At 64.1% G+C, this 24,500-nt stretch carries 22 protein-coding genes; 15 read left to right on the top strand and 7 right to left on the bottom strand.

Going from position 1 to position 24,500, the window contains the following annotated elements; genetic code table 11:
• Positions 1-6 precede the first annotated feature (6 nt).
• From trpD to ACEN8U_RS15875, 4 genes are all read left to right on the top strand, one after another.
• Complete coding sequence (gene trpD / locus ACEN8U_RS15890) at positions 7-1,038, top strand: anthranilate phosphoribosyltransferase (RefSeq protein WP_041746407.1); 1,032 nt, start codon at positions 7-9, stop codon at positions 1,036-1,038.
• Between the two features lie 30 nt (positions 1,039-1,068).
• The gene (gene trpC, locus ACEN8U_RS15885) at positions 1,069-1,866 is read left to right on the top strand and encodes an indole-3-glycerol phosphate synthase TrpC (protein WP_015003833.1); all 798 of its coding nucleotides are present in this window, start codon (positions 1,069-1,071) and stop codon (positions 1,864-1,866) included.
• Between the two features lie 40 nt (positions 1,867-1,906).
• Positions 1,907-2,533 carry a CYTH domain-containing protein gene (locus ACEN8U_RS15880; RefSeq protein ID WP_015003834.1) on the top strand — a complete coding sequence of 209 codons (627 nt, stop codon included), beginning with the start codon at positions 1,907-1,909 and terminating at the stop codon, positions 2,531-2,533.
• 183 nt (positions 2,534-2,716) lie between these two features.
• The gene (locus tag ACEN8U_RS15875; RefSeq protein ID WP_015003835.1) at positions 2,717-3,562 is read left to right on the top strand and encodes a uracil-DNA glycosylase; all 846 of its coding nucleotides are present in this window, start codon (positions 2,717-2,719) and stop codon (positions 3,560-3,562) included.
• A gap of 205 nt (positions 3,563-3,767) precedes the next feature.
• On the opposite strand, the gene ACEN8U_RS15870 is transcribed toward ACEN8U_RS15875, so the two are convergent.
• The 4 genes from ACEN8U_RS15870 to ACEN8U_RS15855 all read right to left on the bottom strand — a co-directional run bounded on the left by ACEN8U_RS15870 (position 3,768) and on the right by ACEN8U_RS15855 (position 8,444).
• Positions 3,768-4,364 carry an FMN-dependent NADH-azoreductase gene (locus tag ACEN8U_RS15870; RefSeq protein ID WP_013589721.1) on the bottom strand — a complete coding sequence of 199 codons (597 nt, stop codon included), beginning with the start codon at positions 4,362-4,364 and terminating at the stop codon, positions 3,768-3,770.
• Between the two features lie 155 nt (positions 4,365-4,519).
• Positions 4,520-6,310 (bottom strand): M61 family metallopeptidase, encoded by a 1,791-nt coding sequence (locus tag ACEN8U_RS15865; RefSeq protein ID WP_015003836.1) that lies wholly within the window; start codon positions 6,308-6,310, stop codon positions 4,520-4,522.
• A gap of 95 nt (positions 6,311-6,405) precedes the next feature.
• Entirely contained in the window at positions 6,406-7,131 is a 726-nt protein-coding gene (locus ACEN8U_RS15860; RefSeq protein ID WP_013589723.1) for a DsbC family protein, read from the bottom strand.
• 140 nt (positions 7,132-7,271) lie between these two features.
• Entirely contained in the window at positions 7,272-8,444 is a 1,173-nt protein-coding gene (locus ACEN8U_RS15855) for a UbiH/UbiF family hydroxylase (RefSeq protein WP_015003838.1), read from the bottom strand.
• A gap of 256 nt (positions 8,445-8,700) precedes the next feature.
• Here ACEN8U_RS15855 and ychF point away from each other — a divergent pair, with 256 nt between their 5' ends.
• The 8 genes from ychF (at position 8,701) to ACEN8U_RS15815 (ending at position 18,150) form a co-directional block, all read left to right on the top strand.
• The gene (gene ychF / locus ACEN8U_RS15850; protein ID WP_015003839.1) at positions 8,701-9,795 is read left to right on the top strand and encodes a redox-regulated ATPase YchF; all 1,095 of its coding nucleotides are present in this window, start codon (positions 8,701-8,703) and stop codon (positions 9,793-9,795) included.
• A gap of 260 nt (positions 9,796-10,055) precedes the next feature.
• On the top strand, positions 10,056-11,390 hold the full coding sequence (gene ugpB / locus ACEN8U_RS15845; protein WP_015003840.1) for a sn-glycerol-3-phosphate ABC transporter substrate-binding protein UgpB: 1,335 nt from the start codon (positions 10,056-10,058) through the stop codon (positions 11,388-11,390).
• Positions 11,391-11,505: 115 nt separating this feature from the next.
• Positions 11,506-12,390, top strand: coding sequence for a sn-glycerol-3-phosphate ABC transporter permease UgpA (ugpA, locus tag ACEN8U_RS15840; RefSeq protein ID WP_015003841.1), 885 nt, complete (start codon positions 11,506-11,508; stop codon positions 12,388-12,390).
• On the top strand, positions 12,387-13,232 hold the full coding sequence (ugpE, locus tag ACEN8U_RS15835) for a sn-glycerol-3-phosphate ABC transporter permease UgpE (RefSeq protein ID WP_013589730.1): 846 nt from the start codon (positions 12,387-12,389) through the stop codon (positions 13,230-13,232). Before ugpA ends, ugpE begins: the two co-directional genes overlap by 4 nt.
• Positions 13,233-13,311: 79 nt before the next feature.
• The gene (locus tag ACEN8U_RS15830) at positions 13,312-14,400 is read left to right on the top strand and encodes a sn-glycerol-3-phosphate import ATP-binding protein UgpC (RefSeq protein ID WP_015003842.1); all 1,089 of its coding nucleotides are present in this window, start codon (positions 13,312-13,314) and stop codon (positions 14,398-14,400) included.
• Positions 14,401-14,441: 41 nt separating this feature from the next.
• On the top strand, positions 14,442-14,753 hold the full coding sequence (locus ACEN8U_RS15825) for a DUF3761 domain-containing protein (protein WP_015003843.1): 312 nt from the start codon (positions 14,442-14,444) through the stop codon (positions 14,751-14,753).
• A 289-nt stretch (positions 14,754-15,042) separates the two neighbouring features.
• Entirely contained in the window at positions 15,043-16,710 is a 1,668-nt protein-coding gene (ettA, locus tag ACEN8U_RS15820) for an energy-dependent translational throttle protein EttA (protein WP_028362336.1), read from the top strand.
• A 315-nt stretch (positions 16,711-17,025) separates the two neighbouring features.
• A complete protein-coding gene (locus ACEN8U_RS15815; RefSeq protein WP_015003844.1) occupies positions 17,026-18,150 on the top strand; it encodes a DUF748 domain-containing protein in 1,125 nt (374 codons plus the stop codon).
• Between the two features lie 89 nt (positions 18,151-18,239).
• Here the strand turns inward: ACEN8U_RS15815 and ACEN8U_RS15810 are convergent, their stop codons facing one another.
• The 3 genes from ACEN8U_RS15810 to ACEN8U_RS15800 are packed head-to-tail and all read right to left on the bottom strand — an operon-like array spanning position 18,240 to position 20,989.
• Entirely contained in the window at positions 18,240-18,863 is a 624-nt protein-coding gene (locus tag ACEN8U_RS15810) for an HAD family phosphatase (protein WP_310110829.1), read from the bottom strand.
• A 28-nt stretch (positions 18,864-18,891) separates the two neighbouring features.
• On the bottom strand, positions 18,892-20,706 hold the full coding sequence (locus ACEN8U_RS15805) for an aminopeptidase P family protein (RefSeq protein ID WP_310110830.1): 1,815 nt from the start codon (positions 20,704-20,706) through the stop codon (positions 18,892-18,894).
• A gap of 19 nt (positions 20,707-20,725) precedes the next feature.
• A complete protein-coding gene (locus ACEN8U_RS15800) occupies positions 20,726-20,989 on the bottom strand; it encodes a hypothetical protein (protein ID WP_015003847.1) in 264 nt (87 codons plus the stop codon).
• Between the two features lie 200 nt (positions 20,990-21,189).
• On the opposite strand from ACEN8U_RS15800, the gene ACEN8U_RS15795 reads away from it, so the two are divergent.
• From ACEN8U_RS15795 to prfA, 3 genes are all read left to right on the top strand, one after another.
• A complete protein-coding gene (locus ACEN8U_RS15795) occupies positions 21,190-21,894 on the top strand; it encodes a response regulator transcription factor (RefSeq protein WP_041746409.1) in 705 nt (234 codons plus the stop codon).
• Between the two features lie 106 nt (positions 21,895-22,000).
• Positions 22,001-23,287, top strand: coding sequence for a glutamyl-tRNA reductase (hemA, locus tag ACEN8U_RS15790; protein ID WP_015003849.1), 1,287 nt, complete (start codon positions 22,001-22,003; stop codon positions 23,285-23,287).
• 125 nt (positions 23,288-23,412) lie between these two features.
• Positions 23,413-24,495, top strand: coding sequence for a peptide chain release factor 1 (prfA, locus tag ACEN8U_RS15785; protein ID WP_015003850.1), 1,083 nt, complete (start codon positions 23,413-23,415; stop codon positions 24,493-24,495).
• Positions 24,496-24,500: the final 5 nt, after the last annotated feature.

Here is a 24,500-nt window from a genome sequence, read left to right as displayed (position 1 = left end):
GACATCATGACCATCACGCCCCAGGAAGCGCTGCAGCGGACCATCGAGCATCGCGAGATTTTCCACGACGAAATGCTGCATCTGATGCGCCTCATCATGCGCGGCGAACTTTCGCCCGTCATGGCCGCCGCGATCATTACCGGCTTGCGCGTCAAAAAAGAGACCATCGGCGAAATCACCGCCGCCGCCACGGTGATGCGTGAATTTGCCCGGCACGTCGACGTGCAGGACAACTCGAACTTCGTCGATATCGTCGGTACCGGCGGCGACGGCTCGCATACCTTCAACATCTCCACGGCGACCATGTTCGTGTCGGCCGCGGCCGGCGCGAAAGTCGCGAAGCACGGCAATCGCGGCGTGTCGAGCAAGTCGGGCAGCGCGGACGTGCTCGAAGCGCTCGGCGTAAATATCGACCTGCAGCCGGAACAGGTGGCCGCATCCATCGCGGAAACCGGCATGGGCTTCATGTTCGCGCCGAACCATCACCCGGCCATGAAGAACATTGCGCCCGTGCGCCGCGAACTCGGCGTGCGGACCATCTTCAACATTCTCGGTCCGCTCACCAATCCGGCCGGCGCGCCGAATCAATTGATGGGCGTGTTCCACGCGGATCTGGTCGGCATTCAGGTTCGCGTGATGCAGCGTCTCGGCGCAAAACACGTGCTGGTTGTGTACGGCATGGACGGCATGGACGAAGTCTCGCTCGGCGCGGCCACGCAAGTCGGCGAATTGCGCGACGGCGAGGTGCACGAGTACGAGATTCATCCGGAAGACTTCGGCATGCAGATGGTGTCGAACCGCACGCTGAAAGTGGCGGACGCCGCCGAATCGAAAACCATGCTGCTCGAAGCGCTCGACAACAAACCGGGCGTCGCGCGCGAGATCGTCACGCTGAACGCGGGCACGGCGCTTTATTCGGCAAACGTGGCGTCGTCGATTGCGGACGGCATTCAGCTTGCGCGCGAAGCAATTTCCAGCGGCAAGGCTCGCGCGAAAGTCGACGAGCTGATCCGCTTCACGCAGCAATTCAAGCACTGATTACGTAGCAACCATCGTAGCGAGACACCTATGAGCGACATCCTCGACCGTATCATCGCGGTCAAACGCGAAGAAGTCCGCGCGGCCGAACAAAGCGCCCCGCTCGAAGAACTGCGCCTCGAAGCGTCGTCACGCGACATTCGCGATTTCGTCGGCGCATTGCGCGCGAAGCACGCAGCGGGTCTCGCCGCTGTGATCGCCGAAGTGAAGAAGGCGAGCCCCTCCAAAGGCGTGCTGCGCGAAGACTTCGTGCCCGCGCAGATCGCGCGTTCTTACGAGCAGCACGGCGCGGCCTGCCTGTCCGTGCTGACTGACGTGCAGTTCTTTCAGGGCAGCGTCGCGTATCTGGAACAGGCGCGCGCCGCCTGCCAGTTGCCGGTGCTGCGCAAGGACTTCATCGTCGATCCGTATCAGATCGTCGAGGCGCGCGCCATGGGCGCGGACGCGATCCTGCTGATCGCCGCCGCGCTCGAAACCGCGCAGATGCAGGATCTCGAAGCGCTCGCGCATTCGCTCGGGCTTGCCGTGCTCGTCGAAGTGCACGACCGCGAAGAGCTGATGGAGGCGCTCACGCTGAAAACGCCGCTCATCGGCATCAACAATCGCAATCTGCGCACGTTCGAGACGTCGGTCGAAACGACAATCGGCATGCTCGAGGCCATTCCCGACGACCGTATCGTCGTAACGGAATCGGGCATTCTGGGGCGAGCGGATGTCGAACGGCTGCGCGCGAAGGACGTGAATACGTTCCTCGTCGGCGAGGCGTTCATGCGCGCCGACGAGCCGGGTGTGGAGCTTGCTCGCATGTTCTTTCCCGGCGCGGCGTGATGTCAGCGCGTCGCGTTTAGCAAAAACAGCGGAGCAGACCATGGGCATGGAACGCGAGATCAAGTTGCTGCTGCCGGCCGCGCAGGTCAAGGCGGCCGGCAGCTGGTTCGCCGCGCGCACCGGCGAGGAAGGCCGCGCGATCAGGTTGTCGAACATTTACTTCGATACGCCGCAACTCGCGCTCGCAGCGTCGAAGAGCGCGCTGCGTTTGCGCCATACCCCGGACGGCTGGCTGCAAACCTTCAAAACGGTGGGCCACGCGACGAACGGCTTGCATAGCCGTCACGAGTGGGAAATGCCTGTCGCGGGCGAGGCGCTCGACATCGACGCATTGCTGCGAGACTGCGACGAGCCTGCGGCGGCAGAAGCGCTGCGCCAAGCGGCGCCCCAGCTGATCGAACTCTTCCGCACCGATTTCACCCGCACGCTGTGGCAGGTGAGCGTCGACGGTTCGGAGGTCGAAGCCGCAATCGATCAAGGCAACGTGCTTACCGAAGTGAACGGCGAGTTGCGTCGTGCGCCCATCTCGGAGATCGAACTCGAACTGAAATCCGGCGACGAAGCCGCGCTGCACGCGCTCTGCGCCGAACTCGGCAAAGCGGTCGCGGGCCTTGAGCCGGAAAGCATCAGCAAGGCGCAGCGCGGATATCAGTTGCGGGCAGGCTGAGCGGCGCGCCGTCTCGCGGAGGGCTGCTGGGCTCCGTGGGCAGCCGGCCTTCCTTCAACGATGCTCACCGCTTCCCACCGATGGTCACGGCTTCTCACCGTTGCGTCGCCCTGCACGGCATCTAAAGAGGCGCCCGCCGCCACGACTTGAGCCGTATCCCGTTTGCTGCGACACTTGTGCGCCATGACTTCCTCATCCCGTACACGCTCGACGCGGTCGCAGGCGCCCCAGGCATCGCTATTCGGCGACGACGCTGCACCGGCCAGTGCAGCCTCCGCCGCGCCGCCACCGCACACGGCCGCCAGCACGCCGCCCACGCTGGAAGCGCAATTCGCCGCCCTGCCCGCTGCCTGGCGCGCGCACCTGAAACCGTTTATTGAAAGCGACGCCTATGCGCCGCTCTGCCGTTTCGTCGACGGTGAGCGCGCCGCAGGCAAAACCGTGTATCCCGCCGACGTGTTCCGCGCGCTGCGCCTGACGAGCCCCGACGAAGTGAAGGTCGTGATTCTCGGCCAGGACCCGTATCACGGCGAAGACCGCGGCACGCCGCAAGCACACGGGCTCGCGTTTTCCGTCGCGCCAAACGTGCGCACGCCGCCGTCGCTGCGCAACATCTTCAAGGAAATCGCTGCCAGCCTCGGCCACGAACCTCCGCGTCACGGATGCCTGGACACCTGGGCGAGACAAGGGGTGCTACTGCTGAACACCGTGCTGACCGTCGAGCGCGATTCGGCAGCGAGCCACGCCAAACGCGGTTGGGAGAAATGCACGGACACGCTGATTCACGAACTCGCGATGCGCCACGACGGTCTCGTGTTCATGCTGTGGGGCGCGCACGCACAGGCAAAGCGCGCGCTGCTCGGCGGCAAATCGCATTACGTGCTGGAGGCGCCGCATCCGTCGCCGTTGTCGGCGCATCGGGGTTTTCTCGGCTGCGGACATTTTGCCAAGGCCAACGAGTATCTCGTGCAGCATGGCCGCAAACCGATCGACTGGCGTCTGCCCGACGAAGCACAAATGCTCGCGTAGGCGGCAGCAACGCGCGTGGGCCGGCGCAACGCCGATCGCGCACGCCAGACAAAAAACGCCACGCGGCCCAAAGCCGGTGGCGTTTTTTTCGCAGTGTGCCGGAAGGCGCTGCGGCGAAGTGGCGGTAACGCTGCTCGAATCGCCCGGTTAGACGCTACCCGCGCGGCATCCCAAGACGCACCCCGGACATCGCCGAGCCCGCACCTTAGGCAGCAGCAATCGCTTCGCGTGCCGATGCCAGCGCGGCGCTCGCCGCGTCGGGGCCCATGTTCAGGCCTTCCGCGTAGATGAAGCTCACGTCGGTCATGCCGAGGAAGGCGAGGAAGGTCTTCAGATACGGCGTCTGGCTGTCGTTCGGCGTGCCCAGATACTTGCCGCCGCGTGCCGACACGACATAAACCTTCTTGCCCGTCACGAGGCCTTCCGGACCGTTCGCGGTATAGCGGAACGTGATGCCGGCGCGCGCCAGGAAGTCGAAGTACGTCTTCAGTTGCGACGAGATGCCGAAGTTGTACATCGGCGCGCCGATCACGATGATGTCGGCGGCTTGCAGTTCGGCGATCAGCGCGTCGCTGCGGGCGGCGATCGCGGCTTGCTCAGCCGTGCGCTGGTCAGCCGGCGTGAAGAACGCGCCGAGCACGGCATCGTCCAGGTGCGGCAGCGGTTCGGCTTGCAGATTACGGACGACGACTTGCGCGCCCGGGTTCGACTGTTGCAGCTTGTCGGTCAGTTCGTTCACAAGCAGCGTCGAGTTTGCGCCTTGCGAACGGGCCGCCGAGTTGATTTGCAGGATCGTGGTCATGGTTGACTCCAGTAGGGGGCGCGCAGCGTTGCGCGAGTGGAGCCATTGTGTTTTTTTACCGACCCGGGAAAAAGCCGTCCGGCGGCGACGGATTGTTGCACTGATAGAACAATCCGCCGCTTGCCAAGGCCAATTGACGTTATCGCAGATTACAGTCAGCTTGCAAGCCAGCGCTCGCGTGCCTTCCGCGTGGCGGGCCGCTTGTCGCTGGCGGTGAGCTTGTAGCGCGACACGTCGGGCCCGTCCAGCTTGAGTTGCGCGGTGCGCAGCTCGTCGCGGCGAAACGCATGCACTTCAACCTTGGCGCCCGGCTGGTAGCGCGCGAGCAGCGCGTCCAGATTGGAGCCGGTCACGCGCAGGCCGTCGAGTGCGATCAGCACGTCGCCGGCTGAGAGCCCGGCCTTCTGCGCAGCGCTGCCCTCGTGAACCGCGGCCAGCGTGCAGTCCGCGCCGCCGCGCACGCGCGCGCCGAGCGACGGCTTGCCATTTTTGTCGGGTTCCGGCGCGATCGTCACGCCGAACGGCTCCAGCAGCGTCTCCAGCGGCAAATCGCGCGTGCCGTGGACAGCTTGCGTGAACAGCTCGCCCAGTTCCACGCCGGTCGCCTCGGTGAAAAGCGCCTCGATTTCGCTTTCCTCGACGCCGACCGGCTTGCCCAGGTAGAAATCGCGGCCAAAACGCTGCCACAACAGGCGCATCACGTCGTCGAGCGACTTGCGGTTGCTGGTTTCTGCGCGAATCGCGAGGTCGAAGGAAAGCGCCACGAGGGAGCCCTTCGTGTAATAGCTGACAATCGCGTTGGGCGCGTTTTCATCTTGCCGATAGTATTTGACCCACGCGTCGAACGAACTTTCGGCGACGGTCTGCTTCGTCCGCCCGCTGCCGCGCTGCACGCCGCCGATCACCTTGCCGAGCATGCCAAAATAATCGTCCTGTGAAATCAGACCGCTGCGCACGAGGATCAGGTCGTCGTAATAAGACGTGAAACCTTCGAAAAGCCACAGCAGCGACGTGTAATTCTCGACGGAAAGGTCATACGGCGCGAACACCGCCGGCTTGATCCGCTTCACGTTCCAGGTGTGGAAATATTCGTGGCTGCACAAGCCGAGGTAGGTGCGATAGCCCTCCGTCAGCGCCTCGCGGCCTTGCACCGGCAGATCGCCGCGATTGCAGATCAGCGCCGTCGACGCGCGGTGCTCGAGGCCGCCATAACCGTCGGTGACGGCTTGCGTCATGAACACATAGCGGTCCACCGGCGCCTTCTTCGACTTCGGCTCGAACAGCGCGATCTGCGCCTCGCAAATGCGCTTGAGGTCCGCGCAAAGCCGCGGCATGTCGAGCCCGATCACGCGTCCCGCGATCACCACGTCGTGCGGCACACCGTGAGCCTTGAAGGTGGCGAGCTCGAATTCGCCGAGCGTCACCGGATGGTCGATCAGTTCGTCATAGTTTTGCGCGCGATATTCGCCGAAGCCGTAGCGCTTCGTGCCGCGCGCCTCCGGCAGCGCCGTCGCGACGCGCCAGTTGCGATACGCGGCGCCTTCGGGCTTCTGAATGTCGATCACGCACTGCGCTTCCTCGTGACCGAGCGGCGACACAAACACGCTCGTGCCGTTGAAAAAACCCGTGGTGTCGTCCAGATGCGCCGCGCGCACCGACAGATCCCACGCATAGACCTCATAGCGCAGCGTCAGCGCGCCTTTCACCGGCGCCGCCTGCCACGTGTGCTTGTCGGTTTTCTCGACGCGTACTTTGCGGCCCGCGTCGTTGAATGCGCGCAGCGTGACGATGTTGCGCGCAAACTCCCGCACCATATAGCTGCCGGGAATCCACACCGGCAGCATGAAACGCTGGCCGGCCGGATCGGGATCGGCGACGGTGACGGTGACTTCGAAGAGATGGGCGGCGGGTTGCTTCGGAACGATGGTGTAGCGGATCGGCTTCATCGGCGGCGCTTGTTTTTTCGGGCTTGAATGTTTGAGGAGCTTGATGCGAAAGGAGGCGCCAGTCGCGCCTCCTTTGTCAGATGTGAACCGCGTGCTCAATGCACCGCGGCCATTTCCTTGTCGAGCCGGTCGGCCGGCACGGCGCCGGGCAGGCGGCGGCCGTCGGCGAGAAATACGGTCGGCGTGCCTTCGACGTTCATCGCGTGGCCGAGCGCGAGGTTCTTGTCGATCGCGGCGGTGTCGCAAGTGCCGGCGGCCGTGGGCGCCTGATGATCCTGCATCCACGACTCCCAGGCTTTCGCGCGGTCCGTCGAGCACCAGATGGACTTCGACTTGGCAGTGGAATCCGGCGACAACACCGGGTACAGGAAGGTATAGACCGTCACGTTGTCGATCGACTTCAGCGTGGTTTCGAGCTGCTTGCAGTACGGGCAGTTCGGATCGGAGAACACGGCGATCTTGCGCGAGCCGTTGCCCTTCACGACCTTGACCGCATTTGCAAACGGCAGGCTCGCGAAATCGATACGGTTGGTTTCCGACAGACGCGCGTCCGTCAGATTCTTGCGCGTCTTGGTGTCGACCATGTCGCCGAGCAGCAGATAGTCGCCGTTGGCGTCGCTATAGACGATCTGGTTGCCGAGGTTCACTTCGTAAAGGCCGGCGATCGGCGACTTGGTCACACTCTTGATGGTCACGTCGGCAAGGCGGCTTTGCAGCGTGGCCTTGAGCTTGTCGGTGGACTGGTCGGCCTGCGCGGAGCAGCCGAACGTGACGGCGGCGATCGCGAGCACGGCTGCGGCCATGCGGAAAGTTCTTTTCATGCTGAATTCCTGGTTCAATCGCGCGCGTGGCGCACGCGTTGGCGTTTTGCGAGGTTCGCGCGGTGACGCGAACCGCCGCTGTGCGTTCATGATACCCGTCTCACCGGACTGGCACGGCGCGCGGCGTGTCGGCCAACGCGTCAGCCGAGCGCCGCGGACACCAGCCAGCGCTTGATGAATGGCTGTGCGCCGACAAAAGCCATGCCGCTATTGCGCACGATTTTCGCGAGCGGGCCGGGCACGGAGAAGAGCTTTTGCAGACCGTCGGTCGCGATCATCAGCGCGCGAATGTCTTCGCGGCGCGCGCGCTCGTAGCGCCGCAGCAGCACCATGTCGCCGAGATCGCGGAACGACTCCTTGCCGGCGACCGTATCGGCCAGCGCCGCGACGTCGCGCAGTCCGAGGTTCATGCCCTGCCCGGCGAGCGGATGAATCAGATGCGCCGCGTCGCCCACCAGCGCGACGCGCGGTGCGACGAGCCGGTCGACCGTTTGCAGCGCGAGCGGAAAGCCTTGCGCGGGCGTCACGCAATCGAGTGCGCCGAGCTGGCCGCCGGTTACGCGCTCCACTTCCGCCGCGAGTTGCGCGGGATCGAGCGCGATCAGCTGCTCGGCGTGCTCGGTGCGCGCCGACCACACGAGCGAGACGTGGCCGTCCGGCATCGGCAGCAGCGCAATGATCTCGCCGTCCCTGAACCACTGGAAGGCGGTCTCGCCGTGCGGCCTCTCGGCCTTGAAGTTCGCGACGACGCCTGTTTGCCGGTAGTCGCGCCGGTTCATCTTCGAGCCGATCTGCGCGCGCACCCACGAGTGGGCGCCGTCCGCGCCCACCACCAGATCCGCCACCAGCACGCTGCCGTTCGCGAGACCGACGCTTGCGCTGTCGGCGGTGAAGTCGAGCGCCTGGGCGCGGCTGTCGATCCACGTGAGGTTCGGCTGAAAGCGCAATCCCGCGTCGAGCGCGCGCTCGATCACCGACGACTCCACGATCCACGCCAGTTGCGGCACCGAAGCCTGAAACGCGGAGAAATGCAGTTCGGCATGCGCGTCGCCGTAGACTCGCATGTCGTAGACGGGCCCGAGCCGCGCCAGATCGAGCGCCTGCCAGACGCGCAACCGCTCGAGCAGGGCCTGTGAGCTCGACGACAACGCGTACACCCGCGAGTCGAACGAAGCGCCGGCGGCGAGCGGCGCGCACGCCTGCGCGAGCAGCGCGACGCGCAAGCCGGCTTGAGTGAGCGCAAGCGCGGCGGTTTTGCCGACCAGCCCGCCGCCGATCACGGCGGCGTCGAAAGTCTGATGGTGTGCGTTCATCCGCGCATTATAGCTGCGGGGTTGCGGGGGACGGACCGGGCGCGCAGCTTTCTGACGCCACGTCAAGAAGCGGGTGGGAACGGGTTACAATTACGGTTTCCGTGACAAAACCGGCCCAGAATCGTCGAGGCAATGCCCGCCTGGTGTCGTGTCCCGCTCCGCTGCGTCTTCCTTGCCGGTCCACCGCGAAGGCTCCTGAATCCTGCACACGGCGTCGAGCGCATCACGCAATTTACTGAATCACTGAAGGATTTCCATGAGCCTCAAATGCGGCATCGTCGGCTTGCCTAACGTCGGCAAGTCCACCCTGTTCAATGCGCTGACGAAGGCGGGCATCGCCGCCGAGAACTATCCGTTCTGCACGATCGAGCCGAACGTCGGGATCGTCGAAGTGCCGGACGCGCGCCTGAAAGCGCTGGCGGAAATCGTCAAGCCGGAGCGCATCCTGCCTGCAGTCGTGGAATTCGTCGACATCGCCGGTCTGGTGGCGGGCGCGAGCAAGGGCGAAGGGCTCGGCAACCAGTTCCTCGCGAACATCCGCGAAACGGACGCCATCACGCACGTCGTGCGCTGTTTCGAAGACGAGAACGTGATTCACGTCGCGAACAAGATCGACCCGCTGTCGGACATCGAGGTCATCAACACCGAACTCGCGCTCGCCGACCTCGCCACGGTTGAAAAGGCGCTCGCGCGCTATTCCAAGGCGGCCAGGTCGGGCAACGACAAGGAAGCCGTCAAGAACGCCGCGGTGCTGGAAAAGGTGCGCGCGCAGCTGGATCAGGCGAAGCCGGTGCGCGCGCTGGATCTGTCGGACGAAGAGAAGGCGACGCTCAAGCCGTTCTGCCTGATCACGGCGAAACCGACCATGTACGTGGCCAATGTGAAGGAAGACGGCTTCGAGAATAATCCGCATCTCGACGCGGTCATGAAGTTCGCGGCGTCGGAAAACGCGCCGGTGGTCGCCGTCTGCGCAGCAATCGAAGCGGAAATCGCCGACCTCGACGAAGCAGACATGGAAGTGTTCCTCGCCGACATGGGCATGGAAGAGCCGGGCCTGAACCGCGTGATCCGCGCGGGCTTCAAGCTGCTCGGGCTGCAAACGTACTTCACCGCGGGCGTGAAGGAAGTGCGCGCGTGGACCATCCATATCGGCGACACCGCGCCGCAAGCCGCGGGCGCGATTCACACCGACTTCGAGCGCGGCTTCATTCGTGCGCAAACCATTTCTTTCGACGACTACATCACTTACAAGGGTGAGCAAGGCGCGAAAGAAGCCGGGAAAATGCGCGCGGAGGGCAAGGAGTATGTCGTGCACGACGGCGATGTGATGAATTTTCTGTTTAACGTCTGAGCGATCTCTCCTATCGACGCCCCAAGCCGGAAGCCCACCGGCTGTTCCGACTTGCATCTTCAGAAGCCCGCCCCGCGCGGGCTTTTTTCATTGCCGAAGCCCTCTATTTCAGTTTCGTGACATGCGATGTTAAATTGCGACATCCGGCGCCCGTCAAAGGCGTAAAAGAGCGCCGGCCCGGCGGCGACGCCGGACTGTCATCGAATATAAATAGAATCGCGCGATTCGCATTCGCGCACCTTCCGTCAGGAGACAAATCGATGAGTTTGAAGCCGCTGTTCCGTTCGCTTTCCGTTGCCGCCGTGCTGAGTGTCGGCACCCTCGGCATGAGCCAGACGGCTCGGGCCGCCACTGAAATCCAGTTCTGGCACGCCATGGAAGCCGCGCTAGGCGAGCGTCTGAACGACATCGCCAACGCGTTCAACGCGTCGCAGTCCGACTACAAGATCGTGCCCGTGTTCAAGGGCACCTACGACCAGACGCTGGCAGCGGGCATCGCCGCTTATCGCAGCGGCAATGCGCCGGCCATCCTGCAGGTCTATGAGGTCGGCACCGCGACCATGATGCAGGCGAAAAAAGCCGTGGTTCCGGTATCGGACGTGTTCAAGCAAGCCGGCCTGCCGCTCGACGAAAAAGCGTTCGTGCCGACCATTGCGAGCTACTACAGCGACGCGAAAACCGGCCATCTCATCTCCATGCCGTTCAACAGCTCGACGCCGGTCCTGTACTACAACAAGGACGCATTCAAGAAAGCCGGCCTCGATCCGAACCAGCCGCCTAAAACCTGGGCCGAACTGCAAACCGACGCGCAGAAGCTGAAAGCGTCCGGCATGGCGTGCGGCTACTCGTCGGGCTGGCAGAGCTGGATCCAGTTGGAGAACTACAGCGCGTGGCACGGTGCGCCGTTCGCGTCGAAGAACAATGGTTTCGACGGCGCCGACGCGCAGCTCGAATTCAACAAGCCGCTGCAGGTCGCGCACATCCAGTTCCTGCAGAACATGCAGAAAGACGGCACGTTCACCTATGTAGGCCGCAAAGACGAGCCGATCTCGAAGTTCTATAGCGGCGACTGCGGGATCATCACGAACTCGTCGGGCTCGCTCGCCACCATCAAGAAGTATGCGAAGTTCAATTTCGGCACCGGCATGATGCCTTACGACGCCAACGTGAAGGGCGCACCGCAGAACGCGATCATCGGCGGGGCGAGCTTGTGGGTGCTGTCGGGCAAGGATCCGGCTGTCTACAAAGGCGTGGCGAAATTCCTGTCGTACCTGAGCTCGCCGGAAGTCGCCGCGAAGTGGCATCAGGACACGGGCTATCTGCCGGTCACGACCGCCGCGTATCAGTTGACCCAGCAACAGGGCTTCTACGAGAAGAACCCGGGCAGCGACACCGCCATCAAGCAGATGCTCAACAAGCCGCCTCTGCCGTACACGAAGGGCCTGCGCCTTGGCAACATGCCGCAGATCCGCACCATCATCGACGAAGAACTCGAGCAGGTGTGGGCCGAAAAGAAGACGCCGCAACAGGCGCTCGACTCGGCGGTCTCGCGCGGCGACGAATTGCTGCGCCGCTTCGAGAAAGCCGGCAGCTGATCGCCGCGTAAGCCTCAGCAATCGCCTCACCAATCGCATCAGCAAGCGCAAACCGGCAGGTTTCCGGCGCACTCGCGCCGGAGCCCGCCCGCAGCCACCCTCTTGAGATTCGTCGATGGAAAAGCGCTCCCGCTTCGGCACCAGCCTGCTGCCCTATCTGCTCGTCGCGCCGCAACTTCTGATCACGGCGCTGTTCTTTCTGTGGCCCGCCGGCGAAGCACTGTGGCAATCCACGCAAAGCCAGGACGCGTTCGGCACGTCGAGCGAATTTGTCGGGCTCGCGAACTTCAGGCAGCTTTTCGCCGATCCGTTGTATCTGTCGTCGTTCAATACGACGATCATTTTCTGCGCGTTCGTCACCGCGTCGGGCCTCGTGATTTCGCTGCTGCTCGCCGTTTGCGCCGATCGCGTGACGCGCGGCGCAAAGGCGTATCAGACACTGTTGATCTGGCCGTATGCGGTCGCGCCGGCCATCGCCGCCGTGTTGTGGTCGTTTCTCTTTAACCCAAGCATCGGCCTCGTCACCTTTGCGCTCGCCAAGTACGGCATTGTGTGGAATCACGCCCTGAACGCTGGGCAGGCGATGTTTCTCGTGGTGCTCGCCTCGGTGTGGAAGCAGGTCAGCTACAACTTCCTGTTTTTCTACGCAGGCTTGCAGGCCATTCCGCGTTCGCTGATAGAAGCCGCGGCAATCGACGGCGCCGGTCCCCTGCGGCGCTTCTTCGGCATCGCGCTGCCGCTGCTGTCGCCCACCAGCTTCTTTCTGCTAGTCATCAATATCACCTACGCGTTCTTCGACACCTTCCCCGTGATCGACGCAGCAACGGGCGGCGGCCCCGCCCAATCGACCCGCACGCTCATCTACAAGATTTTCGCCGAAGGCTTCCAGGGACTCGATATCGGCAGTTCGGGCGCGCAATCCGTGGTTCTGATGGTGATCGTCGTCGCGTTGACGGTCGTGCAATTCCGCTTCATCGAACGCAAGGTTCAATACTCATGATCGAGAACCGCCGCGGTTTCGACCTCTTCTGCCACGCGGTGCTGATTCTCGGCGTCGTGCTCGTGGTGTTTCCGGTGTACGTCGCGTTCTGCGCGGCGACCATGAGCGAGCACGAAGTGTTCACCGTGCCGCTCTCACTCGTGCCGAGCTCGCATCTGTTCGACAATATCGCGACCGTCTGGGCGCACGGCAGCGGCAACGCGGCAGCGCCCTTCGGCCGCATGCTGTTCAATAGCCTCGTGATGGCACTCGTCATTGCCATCGGCAAGATTGCAGTGTCGATGATCTCGGCGTATGCGATCGTGTTCTTCCGCTTTCCGTTTCGCAATCTGTCGTTCTGGCTCATCTTCATCACGCTGATGCTGCCGGTCGAAGTGCGCATCTTCCCGACCGTGCAAGTCGTGTCGTCGATGCATCTGAGCAACACGTACAGCGGTTTGACGCTGCCGCTTATCGCGTCGGCCACGGCGACCTTTCTGTTCCGCCAGTTTTTCATGACGCTGCCGGACGAATTAATGGAAGCGGCGCGCATCGACGGTGCGGGCGCGATGCGTTTTTTCTGGGACGTCGTGCTGCCGTTGTCGAAGACGAACATGGCGGCGCTCTTCGTGATCACCTTCATTTACGGCTGGAATCAGTATTTGTGGCCGATTCTGATCACGAGCCAGCAGTCGCTCACGACCGCCGTGGTCGGCATCAAGAGCATGATCGCCTCGGGCGATACGGCCACGGAATGGCATCTGGTCATGACGGCCACCTTGCTCGCGATGCTGCCGCCGCTCGCCGTCGTGCTCGCCATGCAGCGCTGGTTCGTGCGCGGACTCGTGGATGCCGAGAAGTGATCCGCACGGCGTGGACCGCATCAAGAAACTCGCAGAAAAGCACGCAAACGAAGACTCGCAAACGAAGGGCTAAAACCGCATGGCTGCACTCACACTGCAAGGCGTTAAAAAAACCTACGACGGCAAACAATTCGTGTTGCACGGCATCGACGTCGATGTGAACGACGGCGAGTTCGTCGTCATGGTCGGGCCGTCTGGATGCGGCAAATCCACTTTGCTGCGGATGGTGGCGGGACTCGAGCGGATTTCCGAAGGCAGCATTTCGATCGCCGGCAAAGTGGTGAACGAGCTCGAGCCGAAAGACCGCAACATCGCGATGGTGTTTCAGAACTACGCGCTCTATCCGCACATGAGCGTCGCGGAAAACATGGGCTACGCGCTGAAAATTGCGGGCGTCCACCGGGCGCAGATCGCAGAGCGCGTGAAGGCCGCCGCGCAGATTCTCGAACTGCAAGCGCTGTTGCAGCGCAAGCCGCGCGAATTGTCGGGCGGTCAGCGTCAGCGTGTCGCCATGGGCCGCGCGATTGTGCGTGAACCGGCCGTGTTTCTGTTCGACGAACCGCTGTCGAATCTCGACGCGCGTCTGCGCGTGCAGATGCGGCTCGAAATTCAACGTCTGCATGCGCGCCTCGCCACAACAAGCCTGTATGTGACGCACGACCAGATCGAAGCGATGACACTGGCCCAACGCGTGATCGTGATGAACAAGGGTCACGCAGAGCAGATCGGCGCACCGACCGAAGTCTACGAGCGGCCGGCCACGGTGTTCGTGGCGGGCTTCATCGGCTCGCCCGGAATGAATCTGCTGCAAGGCCGCGTATCCGGCGACGGCTCCACTTTCGACGTGGCCGGCAACGGTCCGCAGCTGCCGCTCGCGGGCGTGCCGTCGATGGGCCGCGAAGTCGCGAAGGGGCGCGAGTACACGCTCGGCATTCGTCCCGAGCACATGAGTCCGGGGCAAGCGGATGCGCCGCACGCAAGCCTCACCGTCGATTCCTGCGAACTGCTCGGCGCGGACAATCTCGCGCACGGACGCTGGGGTCAGCATGATGTGACCGTGCGTTTGCCGCACGCGCACCGGCCCGCGGCCGGCGAAGCGTTGCAGGTCGCGCTGCCTGCGCGCCATCTGCATTTCTTCGATACGGTGAGCGGCCGGCGCGTGAACTGACCTGCGCTTCGAGAACCGATGAACCACTACGCCAGAACGACATGCAAGCTCATGGCCTGAAAAGCGCGCGCCGCGGCGCATTGGTTGCAGCGGCGTTGCTGCTGACGCTGTCGATCGGCATCTCGCCGACATTCGCGTATGTGGCGCCCGGCACGACGCCGAACGAGGCCGACCTCAGCAATCACAACACCTACCGAAATCGCGACGGCAACACCGTGCATGCGCCGGCCCGCTCGCTGTCGGGCAAGGCGCCCAACGGCGCGACCGCGCGTTGCCGCGACGGCAGCTACAGCTTCAGCCGGCACCACGGCGGCACCTGCTCGCGGCACGGCGGCGTCGCCGATTGGCTGTAAGCGCCGCTAAAGCACGAACAGGCGAGCACGAACAGACGAGCACAAACAAGCGGGCGCAGGCAGACCGGCGCAAGCCGCCGGCAGTGCCCTCTGCCGTCGCGCGCTCCCGCCGAAGTACAATGCCATCTGCACAGGGCCCGCATGGGCGTCGTCGCGCTGACACCGCGTCCGACGCCGCGCCGGCCGACGCCGGGCGCTTCGCCCCGGCATGACACCGATTACCTATCCACCCACGACTGCCCGCCCCCGCGCGGCCGGCGTCGTCAACGTCTATCAAGCACACAAGCAAATGGCCCAATACGTCTTCACCATGAACCGGGTCGGCAAGATCGTGCCGCCCAAGCGTCAAATCCTCAAAGACATCTCGCTGTCGTTTTTCCCCGGCGCGAAGATTGGTCTGCTCGGCCTGAACGGCTCGGGCAAATCCACGCTGATCCGCATCATGGCCGGTGTGGACAAGGACATCGAAGGTGAAGCCACGCCGATGCCGAACCTGAACATCGGCTATCTGCCGCAGGAGCCGCAGCTCGACCCGAACAAGACGGTGCGCGAAACCGTCGAAGAAGGTCTCGGCGACGTGTTCAACGCGCAAAAAAAGCTCGACGAAATCTACGCGGCGTACGCGGAGCCGGACGCGGATTTCGACGCGCTCGCCGCCGAGCAGGCCAAATACGAAGCGATTCTCGCGACGTCGGACGGCGGCAGCGCCGAACAGCAGATCGAAATCGCCGCCGACGCGCTGCGCCTGCCCGCATGGGACGCGAAGATCGAGCATCTGTCGGGCGGCGAAAAGCGCCGCGTCGCGCTGTGCAAGCTGCTGCTCGAAAAGCCCGACATGCTGCTGCTCGACGAGCCGACCAACCACCTCGACGCGGAATCGGTCGACTGGCTCGAACAGTTCCTCACGCGCTTCCCCGGCACGGTGGTCGCCGTCACCCACGACCGCTACTTCCTGGATAACGCGGCCGAGTGGATTCTCGAACTCGACCGCGGCCACGGCATTCCGTGGAAGGGCAACTACAGCAGCTGGCTCGACCAGAAGGAAGAGCGCCTGAAGCAGGAAGAAGCGTCCGAGTCGGCGCGTCAGAAGGCAATCAAGAAGGAACTGGAATGGGTGCGCCAGAATCCGAAGGGTCGCCAGGCGAAGTCGAAGGCGCGTATTGCCCGCTTCGAGGAACTGAACAGCCAGGACTACCAGAAGCGCAACGAAACGCAGGAAATCTTCATTCCGGTCGGCGACCGCCTCGGCAATGAGGTGATCGAGTTCAAGAACGTCAGCAAATCGTATGGCGACCGGCTGCTGCTCGACAACGTCAGCTTCAAGGTTCCGGCGGGCGCGATTGTCGGCATCATCGGTCCGAACGGCGCGGGTAAGTCCACGCTGTTCCGCATGCTGACGGGCCGCGAACAGCCGGACTCGGGCGAAATCGTGATGGGGCCGACCGTGAAGCTCGCTTACGTCGATCAAAGCCGCGACGCGCTGGATCCGTCGAAGACCGTGTTCGAGGAGATTTCCGGCGGCGCGGACGTGCTGACGGTCGGCAAGTACGAGACGCCCTCGCGCGCGTACATTGGCCGCTTCAACTTCAAGGGCGGCGACCAGCAGAAGATCGTCGGCAACCTGTCGGGCGGCGAGCGCGGCCGTCTGCATCTGGCCAAAACGCTGATTGCCGGCGGCAACGTGCTGCTGCTCGACGAGCCGTCGAACGACCTCGACGTCGAAACGCTGCGCGCGCTCGAAGACGCGCTGCTCGAATTCGCCGGCTCGGTGATGGTGATCTCGCACGACCGCTGGTTCCTCGACCGGATCGCGACGCACATTCTGGCGTTCGAAGGCGATTCGCAAGTCACGTTCTTCGACGGCAATTACCAGGAGTACGAAGCCGACAAGCGCGCACGTCTCGGCGAAGAAGCAGCGCGTCCTAAGCGTCTGCGCTACAAGCCGATCACGCGTTAAGTTCGCCGGTCCGGCAGCGGCCTGCCCGTAGAAACACGGGCGGGCTGCCTGGCATTCACGCCTCTGCTCTTCAGCTTCCCACGCGCTTCTCGCACGATTGCCGCACGCTTCCCGCACGATTGCCGCAGCCTCGCGGCACGTCCGCCAGTTCTTCGCAGCCACTCCATACCATCCGCAACCGCCAGACGTCGGCGGCCTCGCGACACGGCACACGCATTGCTCGCCTGCGCGTGCTATATGTCGTCCCCGCGGCGCGCGAGGGCGGCGCGCACTCATCACGGCCTGGCCGCGCATCGCGGCAACGAGGAGACAAGCATGGCGATGTCGAGGAGCCAACGCTGGATCGTTGCCGCGGGCAGCGTGCTGATGGTGCTCGTCGTCATTGCATTCGGCCTGCTGCAATACGCGCAGCGCGAAGTGAAAGCGCGCGTGGTCGCCGCGCTCGGGCCGCTGGGCAGCGCGCAAAGTATCGATGTCGGGCTGACCTCGGTTCATCTCACCCATGTACTGCTGAAGCCGCCGCCCGGCTGGCCCGCCGGCGATCCCTTGAAAGCGGAAGACATCACGCTCACGCCGGACATCCGCGATCTGCTCGCGCACCGCATGCATATCCGCAGCGTGGTGGTGCGCGGTTTCGACATGGCCGTGCTGCGCACGCAAAACGGCACGCTCCGTTTGCTGCCGAATTTGCGCCAGTCCGTCAACAGAACCAACGACGAGGCGCGCGGCGCGTCGGCGAGTTCGGCGCCGCGCGAGAAGCAGGTCGATCACATCAGCTTCGAACAGGGCCGCTTCCATTTCTACGACATGACCGTCGGACCGCCCGCCTACAAGGTGACGGTGAGCGACGCCAACGCGACTGTCGACAACATTCATTTACCGGAGCTCACGGAGCCGACCCGCGTCGACGTCAAAGGCTCGATCAAAGGACCGGCGCACACCGGCACGGTCACGTTCAGCGGATGGATCCGAATCGCGAGTAAGGACTCGCAGACGACGAGCACGCTGCGCGGCGTCGACGTCGCCATGCTCGATCCCTATCTCGTGAAGAAGACCGGCGCGAGAGCACAAGTGACGGGCGGCACGGTCGACATGAGCATTCAGTCGACGGTGCGCAACTATCAGCTGCACGCGCCGGGCACGATAACGGTCCACAACCTGCAACTCGCGGACAACGGCAATCCGCTGGACACGTTCCTGTCCATTCCGACCAAGGCGGCGGTCGCCGCGCTGAAGACGCATAACGGCGACATCACGCTGCACTTCGTGCTCGACGGCAATTTGCGCGATCCGAAGTTCTCGGTGCAGGAACGGCTGACCACGCGGATCGCGGAGGGCTTCGCGAAAGCGCTGGGCGTCAGCGTGGAAGGGGTAGCGAAAGGCGCGGGCGAAACCGTCAAAGGTTTGGGAAACGCCTTGAAGAACTTACTGGGGCAGTAATCGTAAGCGGCTGCGCACCCGCTCGAAGCAGCGCGTCATCATGGCTCACGCCTGCCGCGCGCGGGTCGCGCACAGCGCCGCGCGGCCCGTCAAACCGGCAAACCCAATTCGCGCAAGCGCGCTTCGGTTTGCGCCGCGCTGGTGTGATGTACGCCGTGCCAGCCGAGCGCGGTGGCGGCGGCCGCGTTCTTCGGGTTGTCGTCGATAAAGACAAGCTCGGCCGGCTCGATGTCCGGCAGTTGCACGTTGATCCGCTCACGCATGGCCGCGAAGATCGCCGGATCGGGCTTCACGAGACCCACTCGCCCGGACACGATGATGTCCCTGAAACGCCGCAGCACCGGGTAGTGTTCCCATGCATACGGAAACGTCTCCGCCGACCAGTTCGTCAGCCCGAAGAGCGGCACCTCGGCGGCTTCGAGCTTTTCCATGATCGCGACCCCGTCGTCCAGCACGCCGGCCACCATTTCGTGCCAGCGCTCGTAGAACGCGCGGATCAGCGCTTCGTGGTCGGGAAACTGCGCGACCCGTTCCGCCGTCGCCTCGACGATCGGCTGGCCGCCGTCCTGACGCACCACCCAATCCATCGAGCAGACGTGCGTGAGAAACCAGCGGCGCTCGGCCTCGTCCGGAATCAGCTGCCGATCGAGGTACTCGGGATTCCAGTCGATCAACACGCCGCCGAAGTCGAACACGACTGCCTTGATGCCCATGCGCTCTCCGTCGCGAGGTGGTTACGGCTCAGATTGGCTGCGTGCGCAGTTCCAGCCACGCCTTCGCGTCGCCGGAAACATGCGGCGAGAGGCGCGTGCGAACCGTCTGATGATAGCCGTTGAGCCACGCGCGTTCGTCGTCGCGCAGCAGCGACAGGTCGAGGCAACGCGTGTCGATTGGACAGAGCGTGAGCGTCTCGAACTTGAGGAAGTCGCCGAATTCCGTCTGGCCCGCGGGCACATTCAGCACCAGATTCTCAATGCGCACGCCCCACTTGCCCGGCCGATAGATGCCGGGTTCGACCGACGTGATCATGCCCTCTTCCATGGCCGTCCACGGTTCGGCCGGCGCGTAGTGAGAGATGACTTGCGGGCCTTCGTGCACGTTGAGGAAGTAGCCGACTCCGTGGCCCGTGCCGTGACCGTAGTCGGCGCCGGCTTCCCAGATCGGCGCGCGGGCGATCGCGTCGAGCATCGGCGAGCGGATGCCGCGCGGAAATTTTGCGCGCGACAGCGCCATGGTGCCTTTCAGCACGATGGTGAAGTCGCGCCGCTGCTCGTCGCTGATCGTGCCGATCGGCACCACGCGCGTGATGTCGGTCGTGCCGCTCAGATACTGCGCGCCCGAGTCGATCAGCAACAGGCCGTTGCCTTCTATCACCGAATGCGATTCCTGGGTCGCGCGATAGTGCGGCATGGCGCCATTCGCGTTGAAGCCCGCGATGGTCGCAAAGCTCAGCGACACGAAGCCCGGCCGGCGCGCACGCGCGGCCGTCAAACGTTCGTCGATAGTCAGCTCGGTGATGGTCTCGCGGCCGAGCGCGCCTTCGAACCACGCGAAGAATTCGGCAAGCGCCGCGCCGTCCTGCTCCATGGTCTCGCGCACGTGCTGCGCTTCAGCTTCAGTCTTGCGCGACTTGAAGAACGTGGACGGATTGACCGCCTCGACCACTTTCACCGTCGACGGCACCGACTGCAGCGAGCCGTACGTGATACGGCGCGGGTCGATCAGCAGCGTGCTGCCGGCGGGCAGCGCGGCGAGCGCATCCGCCGCTTTTGCATACGGCTCGACACTGACGCCGTCGCGCGCGAGCGCCTCGGCGAGCGCGGACGGCACCTTGCCGTCTGCAATGAAAAGCGACGCGTGGTCTTTGCCGATTAGCGCGTGCGCGACGAAAACCGGGTTGAAGCTCACGTCGGCGCCGCGCAGATTGAAAAGCCACGCGAGGTCGTCGAGCGTGGAAATGAAGTGCCACTGCGCGCCCTTTTCCGCCATGACGCGGCGGATCTGCGCGAGCTTCTCGGCACGCGCGACGCTCGCATGCGGCGCGGCGTGCTCGAACACCGTGGCATCGGGCAGCGACGGGCGCTGCGGCCAGACGCCGTCGAACAGATCGACGTCGGTGCGCAGCTTCACGCCGCGCGCCGTGAGCGCCTGCGTCAGCGCCCGCGCCGCCGCCACGCCGAGCACGGCGCCGTCCACGCCGACGGTACCGCCGGGCGCCACGTTTTCAGCGAGCCAGTCGAAGTGCGGCGCGGTTTGCTGGCCGCCGGTCATCTTCATGAGCTGGACGCCGCTGCCGGCCAGTTGCGCGTTGGCCTGCTCCCAGTAGCGGCTGTCGGTCCACACGCCCGCGAATTCGGCCGTGACGACGAGCGTGCCCGCCGAGCCGGTGAAACCGGACAGCCATTCCCGCCCTTGCCAGCGCCCCGGCAGATATTCGGACAGATGCGGATCCGCGGACGGCACGAGGTAAGCCGCGACGCCTTCGCGCGCCATGGCGCTGCGCAAGCTGGCAAGCCGTTCGGGAATGGAGGAAGTCTGGGGAAGTCGGGCATTCATGGAAGTCACCTGCAAAGATTCAACGACGGGAAAGCAAGCCGACCGTCACGGCAACAGCGATCATCGCGACGGCCGTGCATACGGGCCATTCGAGCAATTCACCGTCATGAAAAAGTCCCACCACATTGCCGGCCATGTGCGCGACGCTCGCGCCCAGCACGCCGGTCACAAGCGCCACCCATAAGCGGGCACGATTCGAGCGATTCATGCGGCGCAGCGGATGCAGCCACCATCCCACGAAGCCGATTGCGGCTCCCAGTACGACGATTCCGGGCCAACCCATCAGCGAGTGATCTCGCGCAGTTTCGGATTTGTCTCATGGGCGCGAGGCTCGACGACAGCTAGCATTTTTGTCTCTTTCTCAAAAAATCAGCACGGCGCTTTCCGCACAGCGGTTGAGTTTAGGGGTCGGGGTGATGTTAGGCAAGCTGTAGGCCTTACGGAAAAGCCTGGTTCCTGGCCGTGGTCAAGTGGAACGCGCGCATGCGAATCGCCCTTATCGAGCCGGACACGCGACACGCCAAACTGGTCACCCGGCTGATTTTCGCCGGCGGCCACGTCTGTCAGCACTTCACCACTAGCGCTCCTTTTTTCGCCCAGGCCGCGGACCAATTCTTCGACCTGCTGATTACCGAAAATTGGGCCGGCGACCATTCGGCGGAAGACGTGATCGCACGTGCGCGCGCGCTGCTGCCGAGCCTGCCGGTCATCGTGATGATGTCAGAGCCGCGCGAAAGCCAGATCGTCGCGGCACTGCACGCGGGCGCCGACGACTGTCTGACAAAGCCAGTGCGCGGGCCGGAAACGATCGCGCGCGTGGACGCGCTGCTGCGCCGCGCGGGACTGCGCCGGCCGCCCAACCGGCGGCACGACGTCATCGGCGGTTATGCGTTCGACGCTGCGAATTTCGCCGTCACCTTCCGCAACCGCACGGTCACGCTCACGCCGAAGGAATTCCGCTTCGCGCTGCTTCTGTTCAGCAATCTGTCGCGGCCGGTGTCGCGCGCGCACATCATGGAAACGGTGTGGGCGCGCCGCCGCGACGTTAAGTCGCGCACGGTCGACACGCACGCGTCGCGCGTGCGATCCAAGCTCGAGCTACGTCCTGAAAACGGCTATTCGCTCGCGCCGCTGTATGGCTACGGCTATCAACTGGACGCCTTTCCGGTGGAAGCCGCAGCGGCCTGATGCCGATGCCGGCGCTGATGCCCGCCATAAGCGGCACGGCGCGGGCGTCGGCGGTGTAAGAATCGTGGAAACGCTATAATATGGGGCTAAACCATAGCTCCCCAGCATGCAGCTTCTAACGATCGGAATCAATCACCACACTGCGCCTGTCGCCTTGCGCGAACGCGTGGCGTTTCCGCTCGAACAGATCAAGCCTGCGCTGGACACCTTTAAAAGCGTCTGGCTCGGCACCACGGCCCGCTCGGCGCCCGAAGCGGCGATTCTCTCCACCTGCAATCGCACCGAGCTCTACTGCGCGACCGACGACGCCGCCGCGCGCGAAGCCGCGATCCAATGGCTGTCGCGGTATCACAACCTGCCTATCGAAGAGCTCGCGCCGCACGTCTACGCGCTGCCGCAGTCCGAAGCCGTGCGCCACGCATTTCGCGTCGCGTCCGGTCTCGATTCGATGGTGCTCGGCGAAACGCAAATCGTCGGACAAATGAAGGATGCCGTGCGCACGGCCTCGGAGGCAGGCGCGCTCGGCACCTATCTGAACCAGTTGTTCCAGCGCACGTTTGCCGTCGCGAAGGAAGTGCGCACCACGACCGAAATCGGCGCACAGTCCGTTTCCATGGCCGCAGCAGCCGTGCGGCTCGCGCAGCGCATTTTCGACAAGGTCTCGAACCAACGCGTGCTGTTCATCGGCGCGGGCGAAATGATCGAGCTGTGCGCCACGCACTTCGCCGCGCAGCAACCGCGCGAACTCGTGGTCGCGAACCGCACCGCGGAGCGCGGCATGCGGCTCGCCGAACGCTTCAATGGGCGCGCCATTCCGCTGTCCGAACTGCCCACACGCATGCATGAGTTCGACATCATCGTGTCGTGCACGGCGTCCACGTTGCCGATCATCGGCTTGGGCGCGGTCGAGCGCGCGGTCAAGGCGCGGCGTCATCGGCCGATCTTCATGGTCGATCTGGCCGTGCCGCGCGACATCGAACCGGAAGTCGGCAAGCTGGAAGACGTGTTCCTGTATACCGTCGACGACTTGGGCGCAATCGTCCGCGAAGGCAATGCGTCGCGCCAGGCCGCGGTGGCGCAAGCTGAAGCGATTATCGAAACGCGCGTGCAGAATTTCATGCAATGGCTCGACGCACGCAGCATCGTGCCGGTCATCCGCCATATGCATACGCAAGCCGACGTGCTGCGCCGGGCCGAAGTCGAACGCGCGCAGAAAATGCTCGCGCGTGGCGACGATCCGGCCGCGGTGATCGAGGCGCTCTCGCAGGCGCTCACCAACAAGCTGATTCACGGCCCCACCCACGCGCTCAACCGCGCGAGCGGCGAACACCGTGACACGCTCATCGAACTGATGGGCGGCTTCTACAAACACTCCGGTTCCACCGAGCGTTAGCGGCGCGCACGCCGCCGCCCCGCCCGCCCGTGGCCCCGCAGTGGCCCGCCACGTGCTTCTGTCCCGGGCATCCGCCCATTTTTCTGGTTGCCGTCCTTGCCGGAGCCCGCTCCGATACCCGCCCGATGAAAACGAGCATGCAACACAAGCTCGACCAGCTGACTACGCGGCTGGCCGAACTCAACGACCTGCTGAGCCGAGAGGACATCACCTCGAATCTCGACCAATACCGCAAGCTCACGCGCGAACACGCCGAGCTGGGCCCTGTGGTCGAGCATTACGCGCTGTGGCGCCAGGCCATGCACGACGCCGCCACCGCGCAGGAACTGCTGACAGACGCATCCATGCGCGATTTCGCCGAAGAGGAAATTCGCGCGGCGCGTGACCGAATGGAGCAGCTCGGCGGCGAACTGCAGACCATGCTGTTGCCGAAAGATCCGAACGACGACCGCAACATCTTCCTCGAAATCCGCGCGGGGACCGGCGGCGACGAGTCCGCGCTTTTTGCGGGCGACCTGTTGCGTATGTATCTGCGCTACGCCGAGCGCAACCGCTGGCAAGTGGAGATGATGTCGGCGAGCGAATCGGACTTGGGCGGCTATAAGGAAGTGATCGTGCGGATTGCGGGCGAAGCCGCGTATTCCAAGCTCAAGTTCGAGTCCGGCGGCCACCGCGTGCAGCGCGTGCCGGCAACCGAAACGCAGGGCCGCATTCACACGTCGGCGTGCACGGTCGCGGTGATGCCGGAAGCCGACGAAATCGGCGAAGTCGAAATCAATCCGGCCGACTTGCGCATCGACACGTTCCGCGCGTCCGGTGCGGGCGGCCAGCACATCAACAAGACGGATTCGGCCGTGCGGGTCACGCACTTGCCGACGGGCATCGTCGTCGAATGTCAGGACGACCGCTCGCAGCACAAGAACAAGGACCGCGCGCTGAAGGTGCTCGCGGCCCGCATCAAGGACAAGCAGTCGCACGAGCAGCAGGCGAAGGAAGCCGCGACGCGCAAGAGCCTGATCGGCTCCGGCGACCGGTCGGAGCGGATTCGCACTTACAACTTCCCGCAAGGACGTCTGACAGACCATCGGATCAATCTGACGCTGTATCGCCTCGATGCGATCATGGACGGCGATCTGGACGAACTGATCGGGGCGCTTGTGAGCGAACATCAAGCCGAGTTGCTCGCTTCGCTCGGCGACGCGGATTAGGCGTC

Origin of the sequence: Paraburkholderia phenoliruptrix (genome assembly GCF_047325075.1) — a bacterium.
Lineage (GTDB): Bacteria > Pseudomonadota > Gammaproteobacteria > Burkholderiales > Burkholderiaceae > Paraburkholderia > Paraburkholderia phenoliruptrix.
This window is presented reverse-complemented; position numbering and strand designations above follow the sequence as displayed.

Excerpts from the sequence above, each read along its gene's own strand:
- trpD (WP_041746407.1), top strand. The coding sequence starts at position 7 with ATGACCATCACGCCCCAGGAAGCGCTGCAGCGGACCATCGAGCATCGC.
- trpC (WP_015003833.1), top strand. The coding sequence starts at position 1,069 with ATGAGCGACATCCTCGACCGTATCATCGCGGTCAAACGCGAAGAAGTC.
- ACEN8U_RS15880 (WP_015003834.1), top strand. The coding sequence starts at position 1,907 with ATGGGCATGGAACGCGAGATCAAGTTGCTGCTGCCGGCCGCGCAGGTC.
- ACEN8U_RS15875 (WP_015003835.1), top strand. The coding sequence starts at position 2,717 with ATGACTTCCTCATCCCGTACACGCTCGACGCGGTCGCAGGCGCCCCAG.
- ACEN8U_RS15870 (WP_013589721.1), bottom strand. The coding sequence starts at position 4,364 with ATGACCACGATCCTGCAAATCAACTCGGCGGCCCGTTCGCAAGGCGCA.
- ACEN8U_RS15865 (WP_015003836.1), bottom strand. The coding sequence starts at position 6,310 with ATGAAGCCGATCCGCTACACCATCGTTCCGAAGCAACCCGCCGCCCAT.
- ACEN8U_RS15860 (WP_013589723.1), bottom strand. The coding sequence starts at position 7,131 with ATGAAAAGAACTTTCCGCATGGCCGCAGCCGTGCTCGCGATCGCCGCC.
- ACEN8U_RS15855 (WP_015003838.1), bottom strand. The coding sequence starts at position 8,444 with ATGAACGCACACCATCAGACTTTCGACGCCGCCGTGATCGGCGGCGGG.
- ychF (WP_015003839.1), top strand. The coding sequence starts at position 8,701 with ATGAGCCTCAAATGCGGCATCGTCGGCTTGCCTAACGTCGGCAAGTCC.
- ugpB (WP_015003840.1), top strand. The coding sequence starts at position 10,056 with ATGAGTTTGAAGCCGCTGTTCCGTTCGCTTTCCGTTGCCGCCGTGCTG.
- ugpA (WP_015003841.1), top strand. The coding sequence starts at position 11,506 with ATGGAAAAGCGCTCCCGCTTCGGCACCAGCCTGCTGCCCTATCTGCTC.
- ugpE (WP_013589730.1), top strand. The coding sequence starts at position 12,387 with ATGATCGAGAACCGCCGCGGTTTCGACCTCTTCTGCCACGCGGTGCTG.
- ACEN8U_RS15830 (WP_015003842.1), top strand. The coding sequence starts at position 13,312 with ATGGCTGCACTCACACTGCAAGGCGTTAAAAAAACCTACGACGGCAAA.
- ACEN8U_RS15825 (WP_015003843.1), top strand. The coding sequence starts at position 14,442 with ATGCAAGCTCATGGCCTGAAAAGCGCGCGCCGCGGCGCATTGGTTGCA.
- ettA (WP_028362336.1), top strand. The coding sequence starts at position 15,043 with ATGGCCCAATACGTCTTCACCATGAACCGGGTCGGCAAGATCGTGCCG.
- ACEN8U_RS15815 (WP_015003844.1), top strand. The coding sequence starts at position 17,026 with ATGGCGATGTCGAGGAGCCAACGCTGGATCGTTGCCGCGGGCAGCGTG.
- ACEN8U_RS15810 (WP_310110829.1), bottom strand. The coding sequence starts at position 18,863 with ATGGGCATCAAGGCAGTCGTGTTCGACTTCGGCGGCGTGTTGATCGAC.
- ACEN8U_RS15805 (WP_310110830.1), bottom strand. The coding sequence starts at position 20,706 with ATGAATGCCCGACTTCCCCAGACTTCCTCCATTCCCGAACGGCTTGCC.
- ACEN8U_RS15800 (WP_015003847.1), bottom strand. The coding sequence starts at position 20,989 with ATGGGTTGGCCCGGAATCGTCGTACTGGGAGCCGCAATCGGCTTCGTG.
- ACEN8U_RS15795 (WP_041746409.1), top strand. The coding sequence starts at position 21,190 with ATGCGAATCGCCCTTATCGAGCCGGACACGCGACACGCCAAACTGGTC.
- hemA (WP_015003849.1), top strand. The coding sequence starts at position 22,001 with ATGCAGCTTCTAACGATCGGAATCAATCACCACACTGCGCCTGTCGCC.
- prfA (WP_015003850.1), top strand. The coding sequence starts at position 23,413 with ATGAAAACGAGCATGCAACACAAGCTCGACCAGCTGACTACGCGGCTG.